The sequence below is a fragment of the Enterococcus sp. genome, from assembly GCF_032555305.1.
Classification (GTDB): Bacteria; Bacillota; Bacilli; order Lactobacillales; family Enterococcaceae; genus Enterococcus_A.
In genome coordinates, this window is record NZ_JAWGOQ010000010.1 from 53,663 (window position 1) to 74,888 (window position 21,226).

Annotated in this window: 17 protein-coding genes; 10 read left to right on the top strand and 7 right to left on the bottom strand. The window is 41.6% G+C overall.

From position 1 onward, the window contains the following. Window positions 1-41: 41 nt before the first annotated feature. The 7 genes from E6139_RS09240 to E6139_RS09270 all read right to left on the bottom strand — a co-directional run bounded on the left by E6139_RS09240 (window position 42) and on the right by E6139_RS09270 (window position 4,028). On the bottom strand, window positions 42-839 hold the full coding sequence (locus E6139_RS09240) for a peptidoglycan amidohydrolase family protein (protein WP_316402775.1): 798 nt from the start codon (window positions 837-839) through the stop codon (window positions 42-44). 13 nt (window positions 840-852) lie between these two features. Then, on the bottom strand, window positions 853-1,284 hold the full coding sequence (locus E6139_RS09245) for a phage holin family protein (RefSeq protein WP_316402776.1): 432 nt from the start codon (window positions 1,282-1,284) through the stop codon (window positions 853-855). 315 nt (window positions 1,285-1,599) lie between these two features. After that, window positions 1,600-2,061 (bottom strand): hypothetical protein, encoded by a 462-nt coding sequence (locus E6139_RS09250; protein WP_316402777.1) that lies wholly within the window; start codon window positions 2,059-2,061, stop codon window positions 1,600-1,602. Between the two features lie 61 nt (window positions 2,062-2,122). Further along, entirely contained in the window at window positions 2,123-2,506 is a 384-nt protein-coding gene (locus E6139_RS09255) for a hypothetical protein (protein ID WP_316402778.1), read from the bottom strand. A gap of 72 nt (window positions 2,507-2,578) precedes the next feature. Continuing rightward, the gene (locus tag E6139_RS09260; RefSeq protein WP_316402779.1) at window positions 2,579-2,791 is read right to left on the bottom strand and encodes a DUF2922 family protein; all 213 of its coding nucleotides are present in this window, start codon (window positions 2,789-2,791) and stop codon (window positions 2,579-2,581) included. 20 nt (window positions 2,792-2,811) lie between these two features. Beyond that, a complete protein-coding gene (locus E6139_RS09265) occupies window positions 2,812-3,015 on the bottom strand; it encodes a hypothetical protein (protein ID WP_316402780.1) in 204 nt (67 codons plus the stop codon). Between the two features lie 287 nt (window positions 3,016-3,302). Continuing rightward, the gene (locus E6139_RS09270; protein ID WP_316402781.1) at window positions 3,303-4,028 is read right to left on the bottom strand and encodes a hypothetical protein; all 726 of its coding nucleotides are present in this window, start codon (window positions 4,026-4,028) and stop codon (window positions 3,303-3,305) included. 562 nt (window positions 4,029-4,590) lie between these two features. On the opposite strand from E6139_RS09270, the gene E6139_RS09275 reads away from it, so the two are divergent. From E6139_RS09275 to E6139_RS09320, 10 genes are all read left to right on the top strand, one after another. Then, window positions 4,591-5,694, top strand: coding sequence for a tyrosine-type recombinase/integrase (locus E6139_RS09275; RefSeq protein ID WP_316402782.1), 1,104 nt, complete (start codon window positions 4,591-4,593; stop codon window positions 5,692-5,694). A gap of 515 nt (window positions 5,695-6,209) precedes the next feature. Next, complete coding sequence (locus tag E6139_RS09280; protein ID WP_316402783.1) at window positions 6,210-8,015, top strand: SpaH/EbpB family LPXTG-anchored major pilin; 1,806 nt, start codon at window positions 6,210-6,212, stop codon at window positions 8,013-8,015. Between the two features lie 72 nt (window positions 8,016-8,087). Next, complete coding sequence (locus E6139_RS09285; protein WP_316402784.1) at window positions 8,088-12,623, top strand: SpaA isopeptide-forming pilin-related protein; 4,536 nt, start codon at window positions 8,088-8,090, stop codon at window positions 12,621-12,623. Between the two features lies 1 nt (window position 12,624). Then, complete coding sequence (locus E6139_RS09290) at window positions 12,625-13,332, top strand: pilin N-terminal domain-containing protein (RefSeq protein ID WP_316402785.1); 708 nt, start codon at window positions 12,625-12,627, stop codon at window positions 13,330-13,332. A 109-nt stretch (window positions 13,333-13,441) separates the two neighbouring features. Next, window positions 13,442-15,205 carry a class C sortase gene (locus E6139_RS09295; RefSeq protein WP_316402786.1) on the top strand — a complete coding sequence of 588 codons (1,764 nt, stop codon included), beginning with the start codon at window positions 13,442-13,444 and terminating at the stop codon, window positions 15,203-15,205. A gap of 14 nt (window positions 15,206-15,219) precedes the next feature. After that, window positions 15,220-17,394: a glucosaminidase domain-containing protein gene (locus tag E6139_RS09300; RefSeq protein ID WP_316402787.1), complete on the top strand. Its 2,175-nt coding sequence runs from the start codon at window positions 15,220-15,222 to the stop codon at window positions 17,392-17,394. Window positions 17,395-17,416: 22 nt separating this feature from the next. Further along, window positions 17,417-17,995 (top strand): signal peptidase I, encoded by a 579-nt coding sequence (gene lepB, locus E6139_RS09305; RefSeq protein ID WP_316402788.1) that lies wholly within the window; start codon window positions 17,417-17,419, stop codon window positions 17,993-17,995. Window positions 17,996-18,026: 31 nt separating this feature from the next. Then, window positions 18,027-18,800 carry a hypothetical protein gene (locus E6139_RS09310; protein ID WP_316402789.1) on the top strand — a complete coding sequence of 258 codons (774 nt, stop codon included), beginning with the start codon at window positions 18,027-18,029 and terminating at the stop codon, window positions 18,798-18,800. After that, a complete protein-coding gene (locus E6139_RS09315) occupies window positions 18,800-20,407 on the top strand; it encodes a hypothetical protein (RefSeq protein WP_316402790.1) in 1,608 nt (535 codons plus the stop codon). Before E6139_RS09310 ends, E6139_RS09315 begins: the two co-directional genes overlap by 1 nt. 42 nt (window positions 20,408-20,449) lie before the next feature. After that, a complete protein-coding gene (locus E6139_RS09320) occupies window positions 20,450-21,190 on the top strand; it encodes a hypothetical protein (RefSeq protein WP_316402791.1) in 741 nt (246 codons plus the stop codon). Window positions 21,191-21,226 lie beyond the last annotated feature (36 nt).

Consider the following 21,226-nt stretch of genomic DNA (forward strand, 5'->3'; position numbering starts at 1 on the left):
ATTATGTAGTATCGCAGGTGGTTTTGGTTTGTATTCTAAAGCTATAAACATCCTTGATTCAATCTTCCCAGCATCACTTTCACACACTCAGATTCGGGACTAATCACACCATCTGGCGTCGTCCTCATTCTCTGCTGCAAAGCCAAACAAGTAACTGGACCGAAGTTTCCATCCGCGGGAACTTTTAGTAGCGATTGGAGCGCTCGAATCACGTTCGAACCACCATTTCCAAACTGGACAGAAGGGATGAACTGATTCGCCCGATTTCTGATCTGACCGCTGATGATCCCGTCTTTAATTCCGCAATTGAGCACTTCCTGCAATCTCCTTGTGGTGGCAGGTCCCCAAGAACCATCGATTGCTAAGATTCGTTGTTGACTGCTGTTTTCGTTCGGACCTGATACACTTGCATTTTTCACTCGAAAATAGCGAACGGGTAAGCCTGAATAGTCTCCCATCCAACCGATCGCTCTTGTAACAGCGATGTTCTGGCAGCCTTTGGAATAGGTGCAATGCAGGGCGTCGCCATGAATGTCACTCAAAAACAGTCCTGTATGTCCAGCCGAGCCTAGCGATGCGCCTTCATGACCTGCGATCCACAAGTTTCCTCGACGCACATCCGAACGTTTGATTTCTTCTAATAATGTTCCGTTCAATTTGAAAAGCGTTTCTGTATTTCCGATATAAGAACTCATAGGCAAAAAGCCTGCTGCGATCAACGCTCTAAAAACAAAGCTGGAGCAATCCATCGAACGTGCGCCGAGGCGATTGGACATGGAGTAGTAGACTTTGCCTCGCAGATTCAATCCATATTGCAGGGCAGTCTCCGTAGTCAGCATTTAAATTCCCCCCTCAGCGAACATTGTTTTCCTGATCATCCTTGTCAGGATACTTCCCGACATCTCGTTCGAAGTTCCGCAGCCATTTCTGCAGCCAAGTGATCTTCAGTCCAAACTCATGAGCATTTTCTAAAATGGAGCCAATCTCGTATACGATTAACAAAGCGGTCCAGATCAAGGCTACATTGATCGGTAACGTGATTCCTACGGTTGGTGCGATCTTGTCCAATGCCGCGGCACAAATGATTGTTGAAAAGGTGATAAATTTTGTAAATAAGCCATAGAGATTAATGGAGGACACCCACGTATGGCTCTTTAGTGCTTTGATATATCCGGTCGTCAGGTCTAAGCCGACCATGGTTAGAAAGACACCCATGATCGGTATGCTTCCACCGAATAAATAGGTGATGAGGGTTCCTCCAGATAAGATGGTACTAAGATTCATATAAGCATTCCTAGCTTTTTTAGTTGATAAACACCTGCGATTTGACTCGCAGGTGTCGTGAAATAGTGTTTCTACGCATGAATCATCAAGGAGTAACAGGATTTATTATTTGGTTGTCAAAGGACGACTTTTGTTAGGTGTTGGCAGGGTCTTCTTTATTGCGACTCCTTATTTTGTGAATCCAGTGAAGCAGTCCAACACCTTTCTTCGTTGTTTGAGCGGCTGCCTGCGGGAAATGGTCATTCTCGATTGTAGGCTCATTTATGATCTCTGCCGCTTGGATACTCCTGTTTTGAGATGGAAGAGAATCAGATTCTATTTTATAGCTGTTTCTGTACTCTCCGCTGCTTTAGCCTTTGGTAATTGCTCAAAAGAGCGCTTATGCGGTAGTAACCATGTTGGCATAAGGCGATTAGGCGTTTCTGATAAAGGTAGACGTTGTTTTACTGCATCTGCCTTTTCTGTTACTTCAAAGCAACGCACTGCTTCGCATGTTGGCTCTTCGACAGGCTTTTCCACTTTTTCGCCATAATAATTGACGCCTCTTGTCTCATGTTTTGGATCGAACATGATTGTTTCTTTAGTGATCACGACCTTTGCCGTCACCACAGAATCAAATAGTTTTACGCCGTTTTCTGTACAAATGTCTAAGTTCGTTAATAGTTCGCAAGCTTCTTTGATCTCTGCTGCGGATAGCTTAGGGTCGAGCCCTTTATATTTCCAGTCGTGTGTCCCGCCATCACTTTTGCCAAATGTGGTAATTAAATCCTGGGTCATTGCTGTGATTCCTTTCTCTGATTATTTTCTGCGTAGGTTATTTTCTAAAAATTTCGATCTTTCAAGGTTCATTGGTTTCTTCAGGGCGGCCAAATGGTAATAGGGAACGGACAGTTGACACGATTGTTTCACCGAAGCTTCTTTTGGGAAAGACTTTTGAACTCAGATTTATCCACTCAGGTGCCATAAAGTAGTCTTCAAAATAATGGAAGTAGCGCTTCATGGAACGTGTCGCCTTGGTATTCATGAATAGGTCGCGGACAAGATCCTTTAGAAAATACTTAAACTCCGCCGCTCCCAGCTGATTTCGTGCCTTGATTGCTAGGATGTATTGGATCGTGATGTTGCTGTTTTGAGTCGATTGATAAAAATTGGTGATGCGTGTTTCTAGTGTTTTTGGTTTTAAGTTGAATAGCTGTCGGAACGACAGAGGTTGTACATACATAGGTGCTCATCCCTTCTTTTTCTAAGTAGAGGAGGGCGGTCGCGCGTTACCGCTGCTCCTCAGTAGGTTTTTCTAAAAAATAATTCTTTCGATAGTTTCGACGTACTTAGCGGTTTCCACTGTGTGGAACATCTCCGCACCGTCTTTTTGACAAAGCTTCACGTCGGTCATTTGTTCCAACAGACCTTTGATCTCAGTGTCGGTTTTCAGTGTATTTGGGTCTTTAAAGCTCCAGGTGTGGTTCTTTCCAAAGCTGTTTTTAAAGGTTGCGACGATTTTTAGCATTTAATTTTCCCCTTTCATTTTTACTTGGTGTAGCGTGATTGGCTGGTTAAGACCACGCCATATAGCTCACTACCTTCTACCGATAACTGCTTCATTATCTCTCCTAGCGCCAATACTTTTTCTTCACTTGGTTCTTCGATGACATTTTGGAAGTTGATTTTTTCAATCTTCTCTCCACCTGCGTCGATCTCTACTTGTAGTTTGTTGCCGATATGTTGAATCATGGTTGTTGCCTCCTGTTTTTGTGTTTGTTCCGGCCGGTGACTAGAATATAAAGGATTCCAAAAAAGAATGCGAATCGCAATTTCGAATTAGTACTCCCAATTTCGAGTGATTAGGTCTTAGAAACGTTGAAAGACCGTTTTAATCACTCGAAATTGGGGGGTGAGCACTCGAATTTGCCCTTTGACATATTTGATCGAAGTGGAGTATATTTAAAGATTCGACTATTTTCATTCGATTAAGTGAAACAAAAAGGCTAGATGAACAAATCATCTAGCCATAGAGAGCATTATCGCCAATTTTCCCAGTAAAGGTCTTTTGGATTGTTTATAAGTTTGTCGTAATGATGAAGAATTGACGCCTTATGATATTGGCGACTGATCTCACCAGTTCGCGTGAAGAATTCTTTCAACAAGGGACGTTTGATCAGACTGCGCGAAAAAGGAGTATTCGGCAAATCTAAGTAGTCTACTGGCGAATGACTATTGATTGTGAATTGCAGTAAATCTTTCCGCATAGCTGCTAACGCCCCGCAAGCAACTTCTGCCCGTAAAAGTGTGTAATAACGTTGAAGCGGTACAACAAGATTCGGTCCAGCAATCATTTTTGCATAGTGCAGCTCTTGGTATTTCGTGATGTCATGAATGACTGACGGATTGATCCAAATCGTATTCTCTACACCTTCCAAGGGGAAGAGGGTGAATAATTGGCAAACCCAAGGGAGCTTGTAGGAGCCGAAGTAGCCGATCTCTTTGAGGGTTTGCGAAAGTATCTTGTAATCAGGAAAACCATGGAAGGAAGCAAAAATTTGTAACGTACTGAGCGCATTCTCGTAACTGTGAAAAACTTGACTCCTAGAAAAGACCAATGTGTCTGATCTCTCAGGAATCTGCAGGATACAGGTGATCTCATCAATAGCCAGTGGGTCAAAGACCTGTGCCTCATCGAGATACTTTTCCCACAAGGGGGACCACTCCATAGGATCTAGGTACTCGTTCGTGTTGATCGTTCTCATAAAAACTCCTCCTAAATGATTATAATTTTGTTTCTACGATAAAAGATACTCGAAAAACAACGAAAATAATTTTGGAGGATGGACGAAATGTAATAAAAGAACAACTATACTGGTTGTTTGTAAGTTAGATAAAAGAATTTAATTGCATTTTATTATTAAAGTATCATATTAAATGACATAATAATTGTCTGAATGTATAATATAAAGGCATCTTTTCCATTTAACGGAAAAGATGCCTTTATTAATACTTATCATAAAAGTGAGTAATTAGAGATTTGTGTGTAAAAAAGTTACTTAGTCTTATAAAAAACTAGAAATATCATACAACTAAACCAAATATATTAACTTATTTGTGTGATATATAAAAACGTTTTGTAAGATAATTATATATTATTAATTATTAATAGGCAATACGCTTCATAAAAATAATTATTTTTAAGTAATTGGATAACGTAAAAACTAAGATACACCTACATTTTATTGATTTTTAAATAAGAATTTAGTGGAAAACATAGAAATAAGTGCCGTCAGTTAAGCCGTCAAATTTAGGAGGAATCTACGTATGCGTAAAGGCGAAAATATCTATTTGCGAAAAGATGGTCGTTGGGAAGGTCGTTATCCCAAAGGCAGGAAAATAAACGGAAGAATTAAGTATGGGTATGTATATGGGAAAAGCTATACAGAAGTCAAACAGAAGCTTTACCCTTTACGAATTCGTTACCAATCTCTGCAGCAAATTCAAGGGGTTTCTGCTGAAACCTTTGAGGAATGGGCATCAGCGTGGCTCGATGAAGTACGTGAAGAGGTAAAACCTTCTACACTTTCTAGTTATTATTACAAACTGACGAAGTATATTTTTCCATTAATTCAAGATATTCCATTAAATGAGCTTTCATTTGAAACAGGAAAGAAAATACTAGAAGTACTTCAGAAAAAGCTCGCACGGTCAACTGTTCAGGTGGTATTTCGAGTACTAAATAAATGCCTGAACCGAGCAAAAAAACGTGGAAAGCTTCATGCTAATCCCTTTTCAGAATTAAAAATACCTAAAGCAAAAAAAAGAAAAGTTCGTGCATTGACGCTATCCGAACAGAAGAAAGTGATGAATATTGCTACCAAAGAAAAGAAAGGACGTGGTATTCCAGCTTTATTGGCCTTATATTCAGGTATGCGAATCGGGGAAATAGCCGCTTTAAGATGGACAGATATTGATTTCAATACAAATTTAATATCTGTTCATCAAACCTATCAAAGAATCCCAACGATCGAGACTACGAAAAGAACTCAGTTGATCTTGGCAGACTCTAAAACGGAAGCTTCTGTCCGAGTGATTCCAATCAGTAAAACACTGAAAAAGCTATTATTAAAACATCGAAAGCAATCAAAAGGAAACTTTGTCTTTTCAACCAATGGGCATCCTTGTGAACCACGTTTATTAACGTATCATTTTCATCGTATTCGAAAAAAAGCTGAACTCGTGAAAATTCATTTCCATCAATTAAGACATACATTTGCGACACGATGCTTAGAAGCGAATAAAGATATCTCCTCTGTAAGCGCACTTTTAGGTCATTCATCAACACAGATGACACTAGATACGTATGTCGACGCGATGTTGGAACAGCGTTATCAAGTCATTAATGAGCTAGACACACTAATTACTTGAATGAATATGTAAATGTTTTCAAAAAATCGTAAAACACATTTTGGACAACTCTTTTTTTACCTTTAGAGAAAGCGCTTACTTATAATGGTTTTTTATTTCCAGATTCGATTTATTTCATAAAATTAATTTCTTTTAAATAAAAAGAGTTGGGTTATTTAAAAATAATAAAATAAGCCGTCAGTAATCGTCAAAAAGCTCTAGAAACCTTTTTAAATAAAGGTTTCTAGAGCTTTTCTAGTTTTTTATAAGACTAAGAAGAAATTATGCTCAATTAATATTGAAAACTAGAGCTTTTAACTAAAATGATTAACTTATTACGGATTTTGAAGGGAGGTATGTTTATCGAAGGACAGACATACTAATTTTTTTATTAATTCCCAATACCCAAAAGAGACAAAGAGCTCTTAGATAGGTATTGGAAAAATAAATAATTGAGAAAATGGCGGCAACCTCTTCTCACTTATTTATTTTATCTGATTTGGGAGTAAAAAACAAAATGAGCAAAGGAGTTTATTATGAAAAATAAGAGAAAATGGATAAGTAAAGCGGCAGTTAGTTTAGGTTTACTGACGATGTTTGGCGGAGTGGCGTTAAGCGCAGGGAGTGCGGTCTATGCAGCGCCTCCAACACAAAATATTAGTGGGAATGCTGTGTCTGATAATACCTCTGATCGATCAATCACGATTTGGAAATATGAAATAAATAGTGCATCAGAATTAGGCGAACGTGGAGATGGAGAGTCACTAGATCCAGCTGTGGCACCTGACTTAGCAGGTAAAAAAGTCATGCAAGATGTTAATTTTGAAATTATCAAAGTCGAGGCAATTGGCAATGCCAACTTAACAGACCCGTTACAACAAGTTGAAGGTACTCATTGGCAAGTGGTTTCTTCGTTTACTAGACAAACAGGAAAAACGGCTGCAGATGGAAGTTTAACCTTTGATGTCGGAACTGGAAAGGCTGCAGATGGAATTTATTTAGTTCGAGAGATTACGGATACCAACGGAGAATATACGTATACAGACCCAACAACCGGAGAAACAGGAATTAAAATCAACAAACCAATGGATCCATTCTTCGTTCATTTGCCACAAACAAAACGTGATGATACATCTAAACTAATTTATGATGTACATGTTCATCCGAAAAATATTGTGACAGACACTGAGTTAGATAAGACAGTTGAAAGCGGGAAAGGCTACTCTATCAAAGCGGGTCAAGATTTCCAATGGGAAGCAACCACAGCGTTACCTTCTGGTTTGTTAAGTATCATCGACGAACCGATGACTATTACAGGAATGCATGATCCAGTAACTGGATTGCCAGCTGCTAACTTAGAGATTACTGGACCGTTCCCATATGAGTTGTATGCAGATTACTTCCGCATCACCGATGATTTGAACGCCAGTTTATTACTGAAAGACATCGTTGTACAAGTAACGGATGATGACGGTGCTACTTGGACAGATTTAACCATTGGGACTCATTTTGAAGTTGAGATGAATGGATCAGCAGTCACTGCACATCCAGTGGCGAATATGACAGCTGGAGCTGCAAAAGAGGTCATGGTTAGTTTGAAAGAAGTTGGGATGAAGAAAGTAACTGAAGATGAAGATACACATATTCGTGTGATTTATGAAACAACCGTAGAAGAAGATTTCAACGGAAAAATCACGAATAAATATGACATTGATTACTTGATTCCTGGTCAAGAACCATTCAGTGACACTAGTGACGAACCTGAATACTACAATGGCGGATTTGATATTAAAAAGACTGATAAAGCTGGGAATGATTTATCGGGAGCAGAATTCCATATCGCCTTAACAGAAGACGATGCAAAAGCGAAGAAATATCTAGCATCAGATGGTAATTCTTATACCTTGAATGATGATGGTACCTCGACACCAGTATTGCCAACTGGAGTGACTTATCTAACTTCAACTTCAAATGCTTCAGGTGAAGCACATTTTGATGGATTGAAATTAGATTGGTTTACTGATTCTAATGGAAATGGTAAACAAGAACCTAGCATTCCTTCAGAAGCAACATGGGATGAAGAAGATATTCAAAAAGATTACTGGGTAGTGGAAACGAAATCACCATCTGGGTATGAGTTATTGAAGACACCACAAAAAGTTACCGTTACATTAACAACACACAGCAATACCGATCCAGAAGTGACAGTAGTCAATGAACCAGAAACCAAACTACCATTCACCGGTGGCACTGGCACGATGTTACTAGTGATCATCGCAATCGGAGCAATCACTATTGGTACAGCAGCAATCGCAATTGATAAAAAACGTCGCGCCGTTTAAAAAAAGCACTATTGTAGAGAGGACGAGAATATGAAGCAGAGAAAGAGAATACTAAAGAGGCTAATCATAATCTTGCTTCCAGTCATATTCCTACTAGGTATCTTTTTTAAGATATCTAGTAGTAGCCCTTTACAAGCAAATGATACGGCAAAGCAGGAGAAAACTGGTGAAAAGAAAACCGCGATTGAAGTTGAAACCAAAGAAGTAGATGGCAAAACCGTTATGGTGGTACCGACAGAAAAGACGGACAAAGAGATTTCTCGATTAAATAAAGAGAACTATGGTCCAGATGAGAGTTTGATTACTCCCGTTGTCGCATTATCAGATAGCTCAGTAGAAAAATCTAAGGAAACTAGGCGTGTTCCGAAAGATGGTGATGTCCAAATCCCGAAAGCAAATGTTAAGGTGATGGACGGAGCTGCTACATTTGATAATGACAATAATCCTGGTCATGATAAAGATAATTCCAATAATATTGTTCGTTCTTTCGACCAGATTTCTTATCTACTTGATTTTTCTGTCCAAAATATGAATGTAGATGTAACTTATACGAATATCAAGTATCAGGTAACTGCAACATTGCCGGATGCAATCACACTGATGGCGGATGACAAGACACCGCAAATAAATGCCGAAGTTGCGAATGGCAAATACTATCATCCGAATGGCACTCTTATGACAGATGATGACACTGGCCCCGGTTATTCTGAAGGGATCGTTGAGTCCTCTATCTCTGATACAGGACAAGTCTTTATTCCAATTGTCATCAATGTCTTTGGAGCTCCCCATGGACAAAAGCTACAGCCGACCTTCAAGATAACGATTATCAGTGCGGATCGTGTAAATAGTGATGGAACTACCGAAACTGTAGAGATCGATGATACCTATGATCATACCTATGATGAAGACGAATCATTTAAAAGTCTGGCACCAGCAGAGACGACTGTTTCTTCGAAGCCGAATATCATGGTGCAATTAAAACAAGGGAAAATTCAAAATTCATCAGAGGTTTTTGACCAAAATCCATCAACGATCAAATCAGATACGTATAATATTGGAGCTGTTACTACTTTAAAACCATTGGATGAACATTCCGAATTTGCTAACCCTTATGTTGGAGTTTGTTATCCTAAAGGAACGATCAGTTATACATTTAACCATACAGGATCGTATAGCGGAAATAAAAACGGAACGTTGTCTGGTAGCTCCCAAATAACTCCACCAGGAATAGGAGCTTATGCTCCAGCCGTTTTGAATCGAACAATGCCGTTTACTGATAATCTCAATGAAGGCTTGGATTTATCTGGCCTATCAGTCCTAAAAGTTCCTAATGCCAATACTGGAAAAACCGCTATGACTGTACCAGAAACAGATTTTAATGAAAGAGGTGTTTATAACTCAGGTACATTCACTGCTTCAAAATCTGGATCAGTGACAAACAGTGGTTATATTCCACTTCAAAGCAATTATATCTATGATATGGAAGGAAACGCTGTTAAAAAGGATTGGACGAATGCTTTCTCAAGCCTAGAATTGTTGATGTATTGGGATAGAACAGCAACAGAGAATTTTTTAGGGACTACTTTTGCAGGGCAGTATTCAGTTGGTATTTCGGTCAATACTGTTACCTTTGATGGAATAACTGTCGATAATACAAAAGATAATACTGCGAGTAAATTGATTTTTACAACGGCTAAAAACGACACACCAGGTAGTGGTTTTGGTGGAGTGAATTTCTTTCGTCGTAATCCACCAGATGATTCCCAAGCATTCAAAATCGGTAACCAAACTGTTGTGGGATGGGGAGCTGTTTTTCCTGCCTCTTCTGAAACTGCTTCTGTTGCTGATCCGATAGGTAACGAAAGACTAAACGCAGGAGATGATAAGGCATATCTCGGTTCGACCTTCGCTTTGAATAATAAGGAATTAGACAAATACACTGTATTGGACCAGATATTCATGTTTGATCCATCTACATTTCAATTTGACGAATCACGTTATGTCCTACTTGCGAATACTCAACCTAAGCAGGTCCACTATATGGGACGTGATATTGCCTTTGAATATGGTGTCGCCAAAACGGCGGATACACCCTGGAAATCTGGGACAACTAAAGTTTCGTTACCAATACCCGGAACCAGCCCTACTCAATACACACAAGGCGTTAAGACGCAGATATCGAATTACTCTAAAACATATAACGATCAATTTGTTTGGTTCGATAACCCGAAGCAAGCTCGAACTTATGCACTTGCCAACTCTACTCATGCGGGAATAGGAGGTAAATATGGAGAAAGCGATGGAATATCAGCAGTAAGGATACGTTTCGAATTTATGCATGAACCGGATGCGCCACCAGGAGCGCTATACAATGCTATTCCATTGAAAGTTCTTCAGAAAACTGAAGGAGTGGTATCTCCAGCAGGAAATACTATAGGGGGACTTGTGGTCGAAAAGGTGACTGATCCAAAGACTGGTGAAACGTTGGAGCCGGGAATCCATTTTCCAGCGAGTTCCCAAGAGTACAATAATGGACAATATCAGTACACAAATTACAACACTAATGGCTCTGATCAGCGAATGATGAAATATTGGAACTGGCTTGGTACTTCAGCGTATATCCGACCGTTTAACATCACAACAACGACAGAAGTCAAAGAAGCGCAATATTTGACCGATCAAGAGATTGATATTTCTGTTAGAGGCTACCTCGATGGGTCAGATTCACCAAGCTATGATACGGCATTGAATACAACATTACCAAAAGGAATATCCTATAAGGAAGGATCTTCAACAGATATAAGAGGAGCCCCATTACCTGATCCTGCTACTAAAGAGAATCCAGATGGGTCGACGACTTTGCGTTGGGTCTTTCCAAACTCTGATTTTGACCAAGGAGTAGAAGTAAAATTCAAAGCGACATCTGATATTTCCAATTTAGACTTTGATGATACGGGATTGACATCATCCCTTAATGTGAAAACAGTCGGTGAGATGTGGATTACTGGAAATCCGTCTAATAAGGATGAATCTAGTGAAGTAGGTCGTTCTTCTTCAGATACCTTTAGAGAAAAGTTGGATCAACAACTGGTACTTACTAAAAAGATCGATAAAGAAGCCATCGAAGTTGGAATAATCGATCCAGCAGACTCTAAGGCGACCAGCAGTACCGACTTTACTTACACAGTTACAGGGGAGAACAATTCCATCCAAGACCTTCCAACGCTGAAACTATTAGATGTCCTTCCTTATAACGGAGATGATCGGAAGACGAGTTTTAACGGAAGTTATAACGTGCAATCCGTGAAAGTAACTTTGGTTGACTCAAAAGGAAAAACACTACCTGCTCCAGCATCATCAAAACTCTACTATACGACGACTGCACCAGGGGGAACTTATAATGAAAAATCAGATCCTAATAAGATTACGGGCTGGACAGAGGCAACTTCGAGTATACCTGTACCAGATAATGCTAGAGGTCTTTTAGTAGAGGCAAACAACATACCAACTGGTGGGAAGATTCTATTAAAGATTACTCTTCGGCCGGATGGGGAACAACTGGCGGGAGATGTGTATCGAAACAATGCACGAATGAACTCCGTAATCGATAATCCTGTCACCTCGCAGGTGGTAGAGACTAAAGTTTATGGTCGGGATCTCACCGGATACGTTTGGTATGACGATAACTATAATGGACTGATTGATTCTACTGAAGCTCCTGTGGGGAATATTCCGGTGAAGCTGTATCGTACAAGCTATAAGAATAGTAGCTATACAGACAAGCTAGTGGAAGAGAGCCTGACGGGTGAGAAATTTGTCGATTCAACAGGGGAATCAAAGGTCAAAACAGATTCTAATGGGGAATATAGCTTTTCGAATCTGCCAGAAGGTGAATATATCGCAAAATTTATAGTAGAAGATATTGTTGTTACTAAGAAGATAGCGATTGTTACGAAGAAGAAGGTAGGTAGTGATGATACTCTTAATTCTAAGGCTGATCCAACAACCTTCAAAACGGATGAATATGATCTGCCAGAAATAGAAGAGCTGCCGACGAAGGTCGTTTCAGGCGAATCAATCCACCATACTAAGGACGTCAATGCTGGATTAACTCGTCTATCAAAGATTCGTCTCTTCAAGTATGAAGAAGGCACAGTCATTGATGCTGATAATGATGGTCATTTAAGCGATGCGGAGATCGAGGCTAGCACCACCAATGCTCTAGAAGGTGCCGAGTTCCAACTGTACAAAGGAAAGAAAGACGATCCTGATACGATCAAGGATGAAAATAAAATCGGTAGTCCTGTGGCTACAGGCAGCGATGGCTGGCTAGAGTTCGCTAGTCTGCCACCTGGCTTTTACACGATTGTTGAAACCAAAGCACCCGCTGGATTTGAATTACTTAAGAATCCGATTGAAGTGGAAGTTCCAACGTATAACTATATCGCAATTGTCCATGTTCCTGACAAAGGTCAAACCAAACTGCCGTTTACTGGTAGTACGAAAGCAGCGAGAATCATCTTGATTGTTTCTGCCTGTCTCTTAGTCATTGGTATGACCGGAGTATTCCTACATTTTCGACCAATCAAAGTAAGGGGAGGAAACTAAAATGAAAAGAGTACGTCGTTTGTTGTTCTGTTTGTTTGTTTTCTCTCTAAGCTTTGGCGGTGTGATCTCTGCTCATGCCGAAGCAGAAGCCACGGAAAATACGGGATACAACATCTACATTCAAAAGTATAAGATTCTCGACTTCGCAAAAATCGAGAGTACGTTGCCATTGGATGGAACGAAGGTCGATCAAGTGAAGGATGCGGATGGGAAAAATTTGGATCCCTTACCGGGCATGTCGTACGAGATTACTCGTGTGACTCCGATTCAAGGGGCATCAGGTTTTGAACCTGTTCAAGGGGACGGCGCTTTTACTACGACCGTCACCACCGATGAAAAAGGGCTTGCCCATGCGGGCAATCTCGTTCAAGGGATGTATCAAATTGTGGAGAAGGAGCACGCGCAGCTAAAAGATGTGATGGAACCCGTGATCGTCGAGCTGCCGTTTCCTCAACAGACCGGTGAACCGTTGAATGAAGTGTATATCTATCCGAAGTCCAGTGTGGTTGGCGACACCCCTAAGTTGCCAGTAACCAAAGGACCGGATGGGACACCGATCGAAGTAGATGAAAAAGGGGAAATTAAGAAGCTGCCGCAAACCAGTGGAAACATTGGCACGGCGCAGGTTCTACTATGGATCTTGGCGATGATCGTGGCTATGGGCGGCTTCGGGATGTTAAGCATCCATCGGAAGAAAGATGTTTTTTAAGAATTGATTGATGCATCATGACTGAAGAAAGAATCTGGGATGCGGAGCTAAGTGTATCCTTGATTCTTTCTTTCAAATTGTGACTCTCTATTGGAAAGAAGGACCCGCCATGAAGAAGCTGAAAAAGAATACGAAACCAAAAAGAAAGCATTCCTTTTTGAAAATCTTCGCGATCATTATGATCGTTGGCGGAATCTTAACGCTTCTTTATCCAATTGTCGGAAACTACTTAGCCAATCGTGAGCGTAGTCAGGCAGTCTCTGAATACGATGACACGATGAAGAAAATGTCGCAAAAGGAAAAAGATGAACAGTGGGCTTTAGCGAAAGCCTATAACGAGTACATCTACAACAAGCAAGAAGGATTACCGAAGGGTGATCCAGTGGTCTACAACAAGATCATGAAACAAGGGGATGTCATGGGCACCGTAGACATTCCGTCGATTGATATCAAACAAATGCCTTTTTTTCACGGCACGTCCTTTAAAACATTGGAAAAGGGTTTAGGTCATTTTGAACCCACCTCGATCCCGATCGGTGGGAAAAATACCCACTCCGTAATTACAGGACACAGTGGGGTGAAGAACCAAGTCTTGTTTACGGATATCCGTAATCTAAAAGAAGGCGATTTGTTTTTTATCAATATTTTAGGCAAACGCTTAGCGTATGAGATCGATTCCTTTGAGGAAATTCTGCCAAGCGATGTCGATAAGGTCAAGATACATAAAGGCAAAGATAAAGTGACACTACTTACTTGTACGCCGCCCGGGATTAACACTTTCCGGTTACTGGTAACGGGGCACCGTATCAGTTATAAAGCCGCTGTTAAAAAGAAAGTGAACAAGCGGAATACCTGGAGTTATCAAAATATTGTTCTGGCAACACTGGGGCTAAATGTCGCAATCTTCGCCTTATTGATGGGCTTGTATCGCCGCTTCATCAAACGCTTCCGCTCCGATGATCCGATCATTGCGGCGAAGGCCCGTAAGAATCTGAAACGTTTGTTTACCGTTACGAAAACATTATTCATTATCTTGTTCATCACGATGACCGCGGTATTGATTACCGCAATCTATGGCTACTTGCATATGGAACAGGAACCCGCTTCTGCGGCAGTCAATGTCGGAGCGACAGAGGAATTGAGCTCTTACAATATTGATAAGGTCCAAAAGGCGAACTACGGCGAGAAACAAATCGCAAGTGTAAAGATATCTGATTATGCTAAGGCAAAGTCCGTTGTTCAAAACACGACGAATAATTGGGGGATCGGCAAGATTGTGATCCCTGATGTCTCGATTGACCTGCCGATCTTGGCAGGGATGGCCAATGAAAACTTGTTGACTGGAGCGGCGACCTACCGCTCCGATCAACAATTAGGCAGAGGAAATTACGTCGTTTTAGCCCACAATATTTTCGATAAAGATGTGCTATTGCATCGCATTCAAGATTTAAAAAAAGGTCAGCTAATTTACACGACAGATTTCAAAAACGTCTATGTCTACGAGGTTTCTTTGAACAAGATTATCGAAGAGACCGAGGTTTCTTATGTGGAAAAAGAACCGAAGAATGGGATCGCGAAGATCACCCTTCTGCGTTGTGAAGGAGATATTGGCACGATTTATCGGCGTCTTGTTCAAGGGAATCTCAAGAGTGTGGAGCCGCTGCATGATGCCGAAGACGAGCTATTCAAACAAATGAAACTGAAGCGCGACGATGGAAAGATCGACGGCACGATTTTGAAAAAAGATCCGGTGACTGAATCCGAACGAATCAGTATGACGTTGGCTGCCAAAATCATCTCTGACCCTATGCAGACGGTCGTGCCATTGTTCTTACTATTCCTGTTACCAATACTATTTTTTAGTTTGATCTAGAAAGGAACAAATTCATGAAAAAGATAATGATAGCTGTTTGTGGAATTCTAGTTTTTATTGGTGGATTAGCCGGCTTGCGCAGTAGCGCATTAAAGGCGGACGAACTGACGAAAGACTCCTCCTTAATAGTAGAAACAGGAACGGTGGAAAGCGCAGTCTCTATTCCAGAAAGTCAAGAACCTTCTATTAATGAAGGGATTGTTCCAGAGTCTGAAGTTGCGGCACCCGTACAGGAGCAAGTGGAAGAACCTGTTCCAGAAACGTCTGAACCACCAGTGCCACCAGTTAGCTCAGAATCGGAAGCTTCTAGTTCATCAGAGCCTGTCTCTTCTGAGAGCAGCACGACAGATTCGTCCACCAGTACCAGCTCGACAGCGTCAAGCTCAACGACAGCAAGTTCGACGAGCTCAACAAACAGTTCGTCTACTTCAAGTACGACGAAGCCCAGCAACACGACATCGAGCAGCACAAAACCTAGCCATACGAAACCAAGTACAACGACTCCAAGCAGTTCGATGCCTACTCAACCATCGACAAGTCAGAGTCAGAAAGAGCCAAGCACATCGAGGCAGCCGGCGGGTTCAACACCAGTGCCTGTAGCGCCAAATGCACCAGCAGCGGTAACGCCGAATACGACGAGTGTTCAGTCCAGTTCATTTGTCGCACCAACCGCTCCGGATGCATTTTCAGAGACAAGTAATTTGAATTTACCAGCTGAGTTGAAAACAACAGAAGTAACCCAGTCAGATTTGAAAGGCTTTGAGCTGCCGCTGTTAAGCAGTTTTGAAAACAAAAATCATGCAGCGCTGATCTATGAAGGGATCAAAATGCTAGGTATAGAACAAGAAACAGCCTATAGCACTGAACAAATGGCGACCGAACTCTACCACAACTTATTAAATGTAGAAATCACCGATAAACTTGAAAAGCTGCCAGAGAAAATCACTGTCGGCAGTCTGATTTACCAAAAGGAAGAGGATAAAAAGACCTTGTTAGGTGTCTACATCGGAGAGGATTACTACTTAACCGTTGAGGATGTGGAGCTCGAAAAAGAGGAAAAAACGTCCGATACGGAAGAGCCTACAGCAACTGAAACAATCAATGAAGAAATAGAGACTCAACGTCAAGTGACAATCGAGACCTTAGATTTGGAAGAAGATTTATTCGTAAAGGAATTCCCAGAAGCAGAATTAACTGAGTATGGGAAACAAGTTCTTGAGGAGTATCCCGCTTCGATGAACTTCACCGAAAACGAGAGCGCGAAGAACTTTATTGAAAAAGTTGGAGAGGATGCACGGAAGTTAGGGCAGGAATACGACGTCTTTGCCTCTGTGATGATTGCGCAAGCCTTAATTGAAAGTGGCTCGGGAACCAGCACGTTATCCTTGTCGCCAAACCATAATCTATTTGGGATCAAAGGAACCTATCAAGGGCAATCTGTTTCAATGGCAACTCAAGAAGACCGGGGGAATGGCGAGCTATACTCAATCAGCTCCGCTTTCAGAAAGTATCCAAATTACGCTTCTTCACTTGGGGATTATGTGCAATTAATCCGTGGTGGCATTTCTGGCAACGACTCCTATTACAAGCAAGCATGGCGATCTGAGGCGAAGAACTATTTACGCACGACGAATGCGTTAACAGGCACGTATGCGACAGATACCACCTATGGACAAAAGCTGAACTCAATAATCGCGTTGTACCACCTGACGCAATACGATCAGGTCGATACATCCGATGAGAATTCTGGTGTATTCATCAAAGGGAAAGACGAGATTCCAGAAGAATATCGGAGTCGTATGAAATATCCTGATTACAACGGTGTGAACTACAACAGCTCTGGTTCTTACCCAGTTGGTCAATGTACCTGGTATGCCTTCAATCGTGTGAAGCAATTAGGCAAATCGGTCGATGATTACATGGGGAACGGTGGCGAATGGGCAACCAAAGGCAAGGCACTTGGCTATGAAGTCAGTCAAAAACCAAAGGCCGGATGGCTGATATCCTTCAAACCGGGAGTGGCAGGTTCTGATCCCCGCTATGGCCATGTGGCGTTTGTCGAAGTCGTTCGACCTGATGGGATTTTGATCTCAGAGGGAAATGTTTATGGCGGGACAGTGATTTCGTACCGTGTCATCGACACCGCGTTAGCGACTTCTGATCAGGTTTCATATATCAAAGCGAAGTAAGAAAAAAGGAGCACTGTAACTTATGGCAACTGTTCGATCGCGTCAAACGAAAAATGAAGGAAGCGCTCCTCAGCGATCCATCGGGAAAAGTCTCGTACTTACGATCTTGACCCTTCTATTATTAGTAGTGCTGTTTATCTCGGGACAATTAGTAAGAAGAGAATATAGCTTTCATCCAATCTCGGGAACTTCTATGAGTCCGACGTTGACGGAAAAAGACATGGTGTTGGTAAAGAAGCGCGATCCGATCCATCGTTATGATGTGATTGCTTTTTCAGTCAAGGGAGAAACTGGGAAGTTCGTCAAACGCGTGATTGGGATGCCGGGGGACACGATGTTTATCCGCAATGATCGGATGGTCTTGAACATCGGCGAGCATGGAGACTTTGAAACAACCTATACGTTTCAATTGTCTCCGGCTGTTGCGGAAGAGTTCCAAGAATTAACCAAGATTCCCGCCGGTCTGTACTTCACCACCGGTGATCATATCGATGTGTCGAAGGACAGCCGAACCTTTGGCTTTGTCCAGAAAAAGCAAGTCGAGGGCAAGGTTCAATTCCACCTTCCATCCTTGATCAGAAAGCAGGAGGAGAGCGAATGAAAAATAAAATCCTGCTAGAGGAGAAGTCGCAATGGTCATACTAGGAATAATCAGTGCTGTTTTCGTTGGTTTAGCAATTATTTTCGTACTGATCAGGCTGATGTTTGACCTACGGCTGACAGCGATTGAACGAGAACCCGATCAGTCTCCGCTGTTTCGACGAAAGACGAACCATCTAAGGAGAATCGAACAAGCCAGACACATTCGCTATTTGCTAGTTACATGCCTAGTCATCGGAATTGGATTAATCCTTTCGATTGGTTCTTTTCTAGCGTTGGCGGAGGACCAACAAAAGATGAAAGCACAAAATCAAAAGACCAATGAACGGATCACACAGCTAGAACAGCAACAGGAACAAGTACTCGCAAGCATTCCCTTAAAGAGCTACCCAAAAGAAGGGATCGGACTTGCTGGGTATGAATGGGAGAAATTGGCTGCGGAAAATAAGGATTCTAAGCTAGAGAAGCAGCTTGAAACAGCTATTTCCCAAAGAACCGGACAATACTTTGGCTCTTCTGATACAAAGGTTTCGTTGTCTGTGCCGAAAACGATCTCACTGCAGCTGAAGGGCTGGGCAGATGATGAAGCCAGTCAAGAGACGATCAAAAGGAACCTTGATGCATTTGCGAAAGAGGCGGAGAAAATAGCTGAGTTGACCGATATCCATGTTCGAATGATCACCACTGTTGGTAAAGAAAAGAAAATTGTTTACAGCGTCAATTATTCTCGCCAGAAAGGTGAGGATGGTTTTAACAAACAGAATGTCTCTGAGCAGAATCTAAAGAATGATGGTGGGAAAGGCTAATGGCAGAAAATAAGAAAAAACGTAAGTGGCTATCGACGCAAGCATTGAAGGAATTTATCAATGAGATCACTGAAGAAGAACTGAATGCGGAGGAGCTTTACAACGAGAAAAATCGTATCCAAGATTCCTATCATTCGATTGATGATCAGGAAGTTTCTCAGCCGGAAATGGGGGAGTTGATTCAGGAGAAAGAGAACCTTTCTGAACAAGATTCAGAAAGCACAGAGTCAGACAAACAGCCAGAGACTGACTATGCTGAGCAACAATCAGAGCTCCAACAAATTTATGAAGAATTGGTCGCCTTGAAAAAAGAGGCAGAAGTTCGTGTTAATGAGTTGGAGCAGGAAAATAAAGAGCTAAAAGAACGATTATCGCTTGAACAAATCAGAGCGGAAGATGAGTTGTCGGAGCGAGACGAAGATTGGCAGGCAAAGCTTGATGAGATCGAAGAAGAGAAGAAAGCAACAGAAGCAACGCTCATACAGCTTCAGGAGAAATTAGAGGAAAAGCAGAAGGAACTGGATGAGATTGCAGACAAAATCGAGAAAGAACAGGCTGCCAAAGAAGCAGCAAATGAAGCTGCGGCTGTCAATCTAAAGGAACTGACTCGACAGCTGAAGGAATATCAGAAAAACTACGAAGCTGTCCAAGAGGAAAATCGAAAAAAAGAAAAAAAGTTGGCTCAGATCAATGGGGAACGTGAAGAAGAAGCCGCCCAATTTGATCAATTAAAAAGTCAATACCATGATTTGGAACAGGATTATCAGCAGCTTCATGCGGTTCACCAAAAGAACGAAATAAAAGTCAGCGAGCTGCTGGAGGAGAATGAGACGCTGCTGGAATTGCTGGAGGAGAAAGATCAAGAGGTTGAAGCAGAATTAATCCGTCTCAAGGAAGACAATGCGAACTATCGCTCAACGATCAAACAGTTAAAGGAGCAGGTAGCTCAAAAGCTAAAAAATGCATTGGAGGAATCAGACATGGCAATCGAGGGACAAGGACAACTACCAGAAGAACAGGTGCAAGAAGAAACGGTTGAAGATATGGAACAGCTCGCGGCTGAAAAAGAAGCTCTCAACAGTGCCTTGTTTGATGCCCATGAAGAAATCGCAAAGCTGGAGGAACAAACCAGCCATCTAGAGGAACTGGAAGCCGAAAAGGAACGACTGGCGAGCCGCTTAGCGGATGCTCAAATCGAGTTAAGCAAGTTGAGAGAACAGAAGGCGAACGAAGAAAGCCTTGAACTGATTCAAGCGAAAAAACAAGTCGACGAATTGATTGAAAAAAATGAACAACTGAAAAAAGAAGTAGTTCAGTCCCAGCAGGAGATTGGTGAAGTCTTAATCTCCGCTAAAAAACAGGCGAATCGTACGATTGAAGAGGCACAAACAGAAGCCAAGCATTTAATCAGCTCCGCCGAATTGGAATTAGAAAACATCAGTAACCGAGCGAAAAAAATTCTGATCGAGGTCTCAGAATCGCGGAAAAATGTACTCTCGATCTACGATGATCTTGAATTTAAGGTCGAGGCGCTTTCGAACGGGACGCTGTTAAAAGAGATAAAGAAAAAGAAACAGGACCAGAAGTTAGCGGATTATTTTGATTGATCGCAAAACGAAACGAAAGAGAGAAAAGGGGATAGAGACATTTTGATCATAAATTGGATTAGCGTCACGCTGGTCATTTTGATACTCATTATTTGGTTTCGGCGAATCATCATTAAGGTGCAATTGCAACGGCTCAATGTTCCACCGAACACGCCGCTATCCTTTCAAAGGAAATTAGAGTACGTCAAACAAGCAGAACAGGGAAAACACGTTTCTGCCTTACTCTACTTGACGATTCTCTTAGCATTAGGACTATTGCTCACGACCTATGGGTTATTTCAAATGGAAGACCAGCTGCATGTCGTCACCGAACGAACCAATCAGTTAAAAGATGAGCTGTACACGTTGAAAAAAGAACAAAAGCAAATTATCAATAAGCTTCCCATCAAAGCCTACCCTAACAAGGGCATTGGTTTGAAGGACTATCCATGGGACGAGTTATTTTCCGATGAAAATCGTGAAAAGCAATATGAGATCGAAAGCGACATCTCTACGAAGGTCAGTCCATACTTTGGACTATCCACGACATTAATTGTGTTGGACATTCCGACACAAACCTTGAATATCGCTATGGCAGGTGATTCCGGCAGCGAAGAGAATCGCCAACAGATCAAAGACAATATCAAGGCCTTTGCGAAGGAAGCGAAGGACATTTCGAAATTAACACAGATTACTTTCCAGATGAACTTGATGAACGACAAAAACAAGAAAAAAACCTATAGCTGCACCTTCTCACGGGAAAAAGCAGACGAAGAATTTTCATTGATCCAAGAAGACGAGTAAGAAATTAATCCCTTAAAACGAATAAGGATTTCAGTT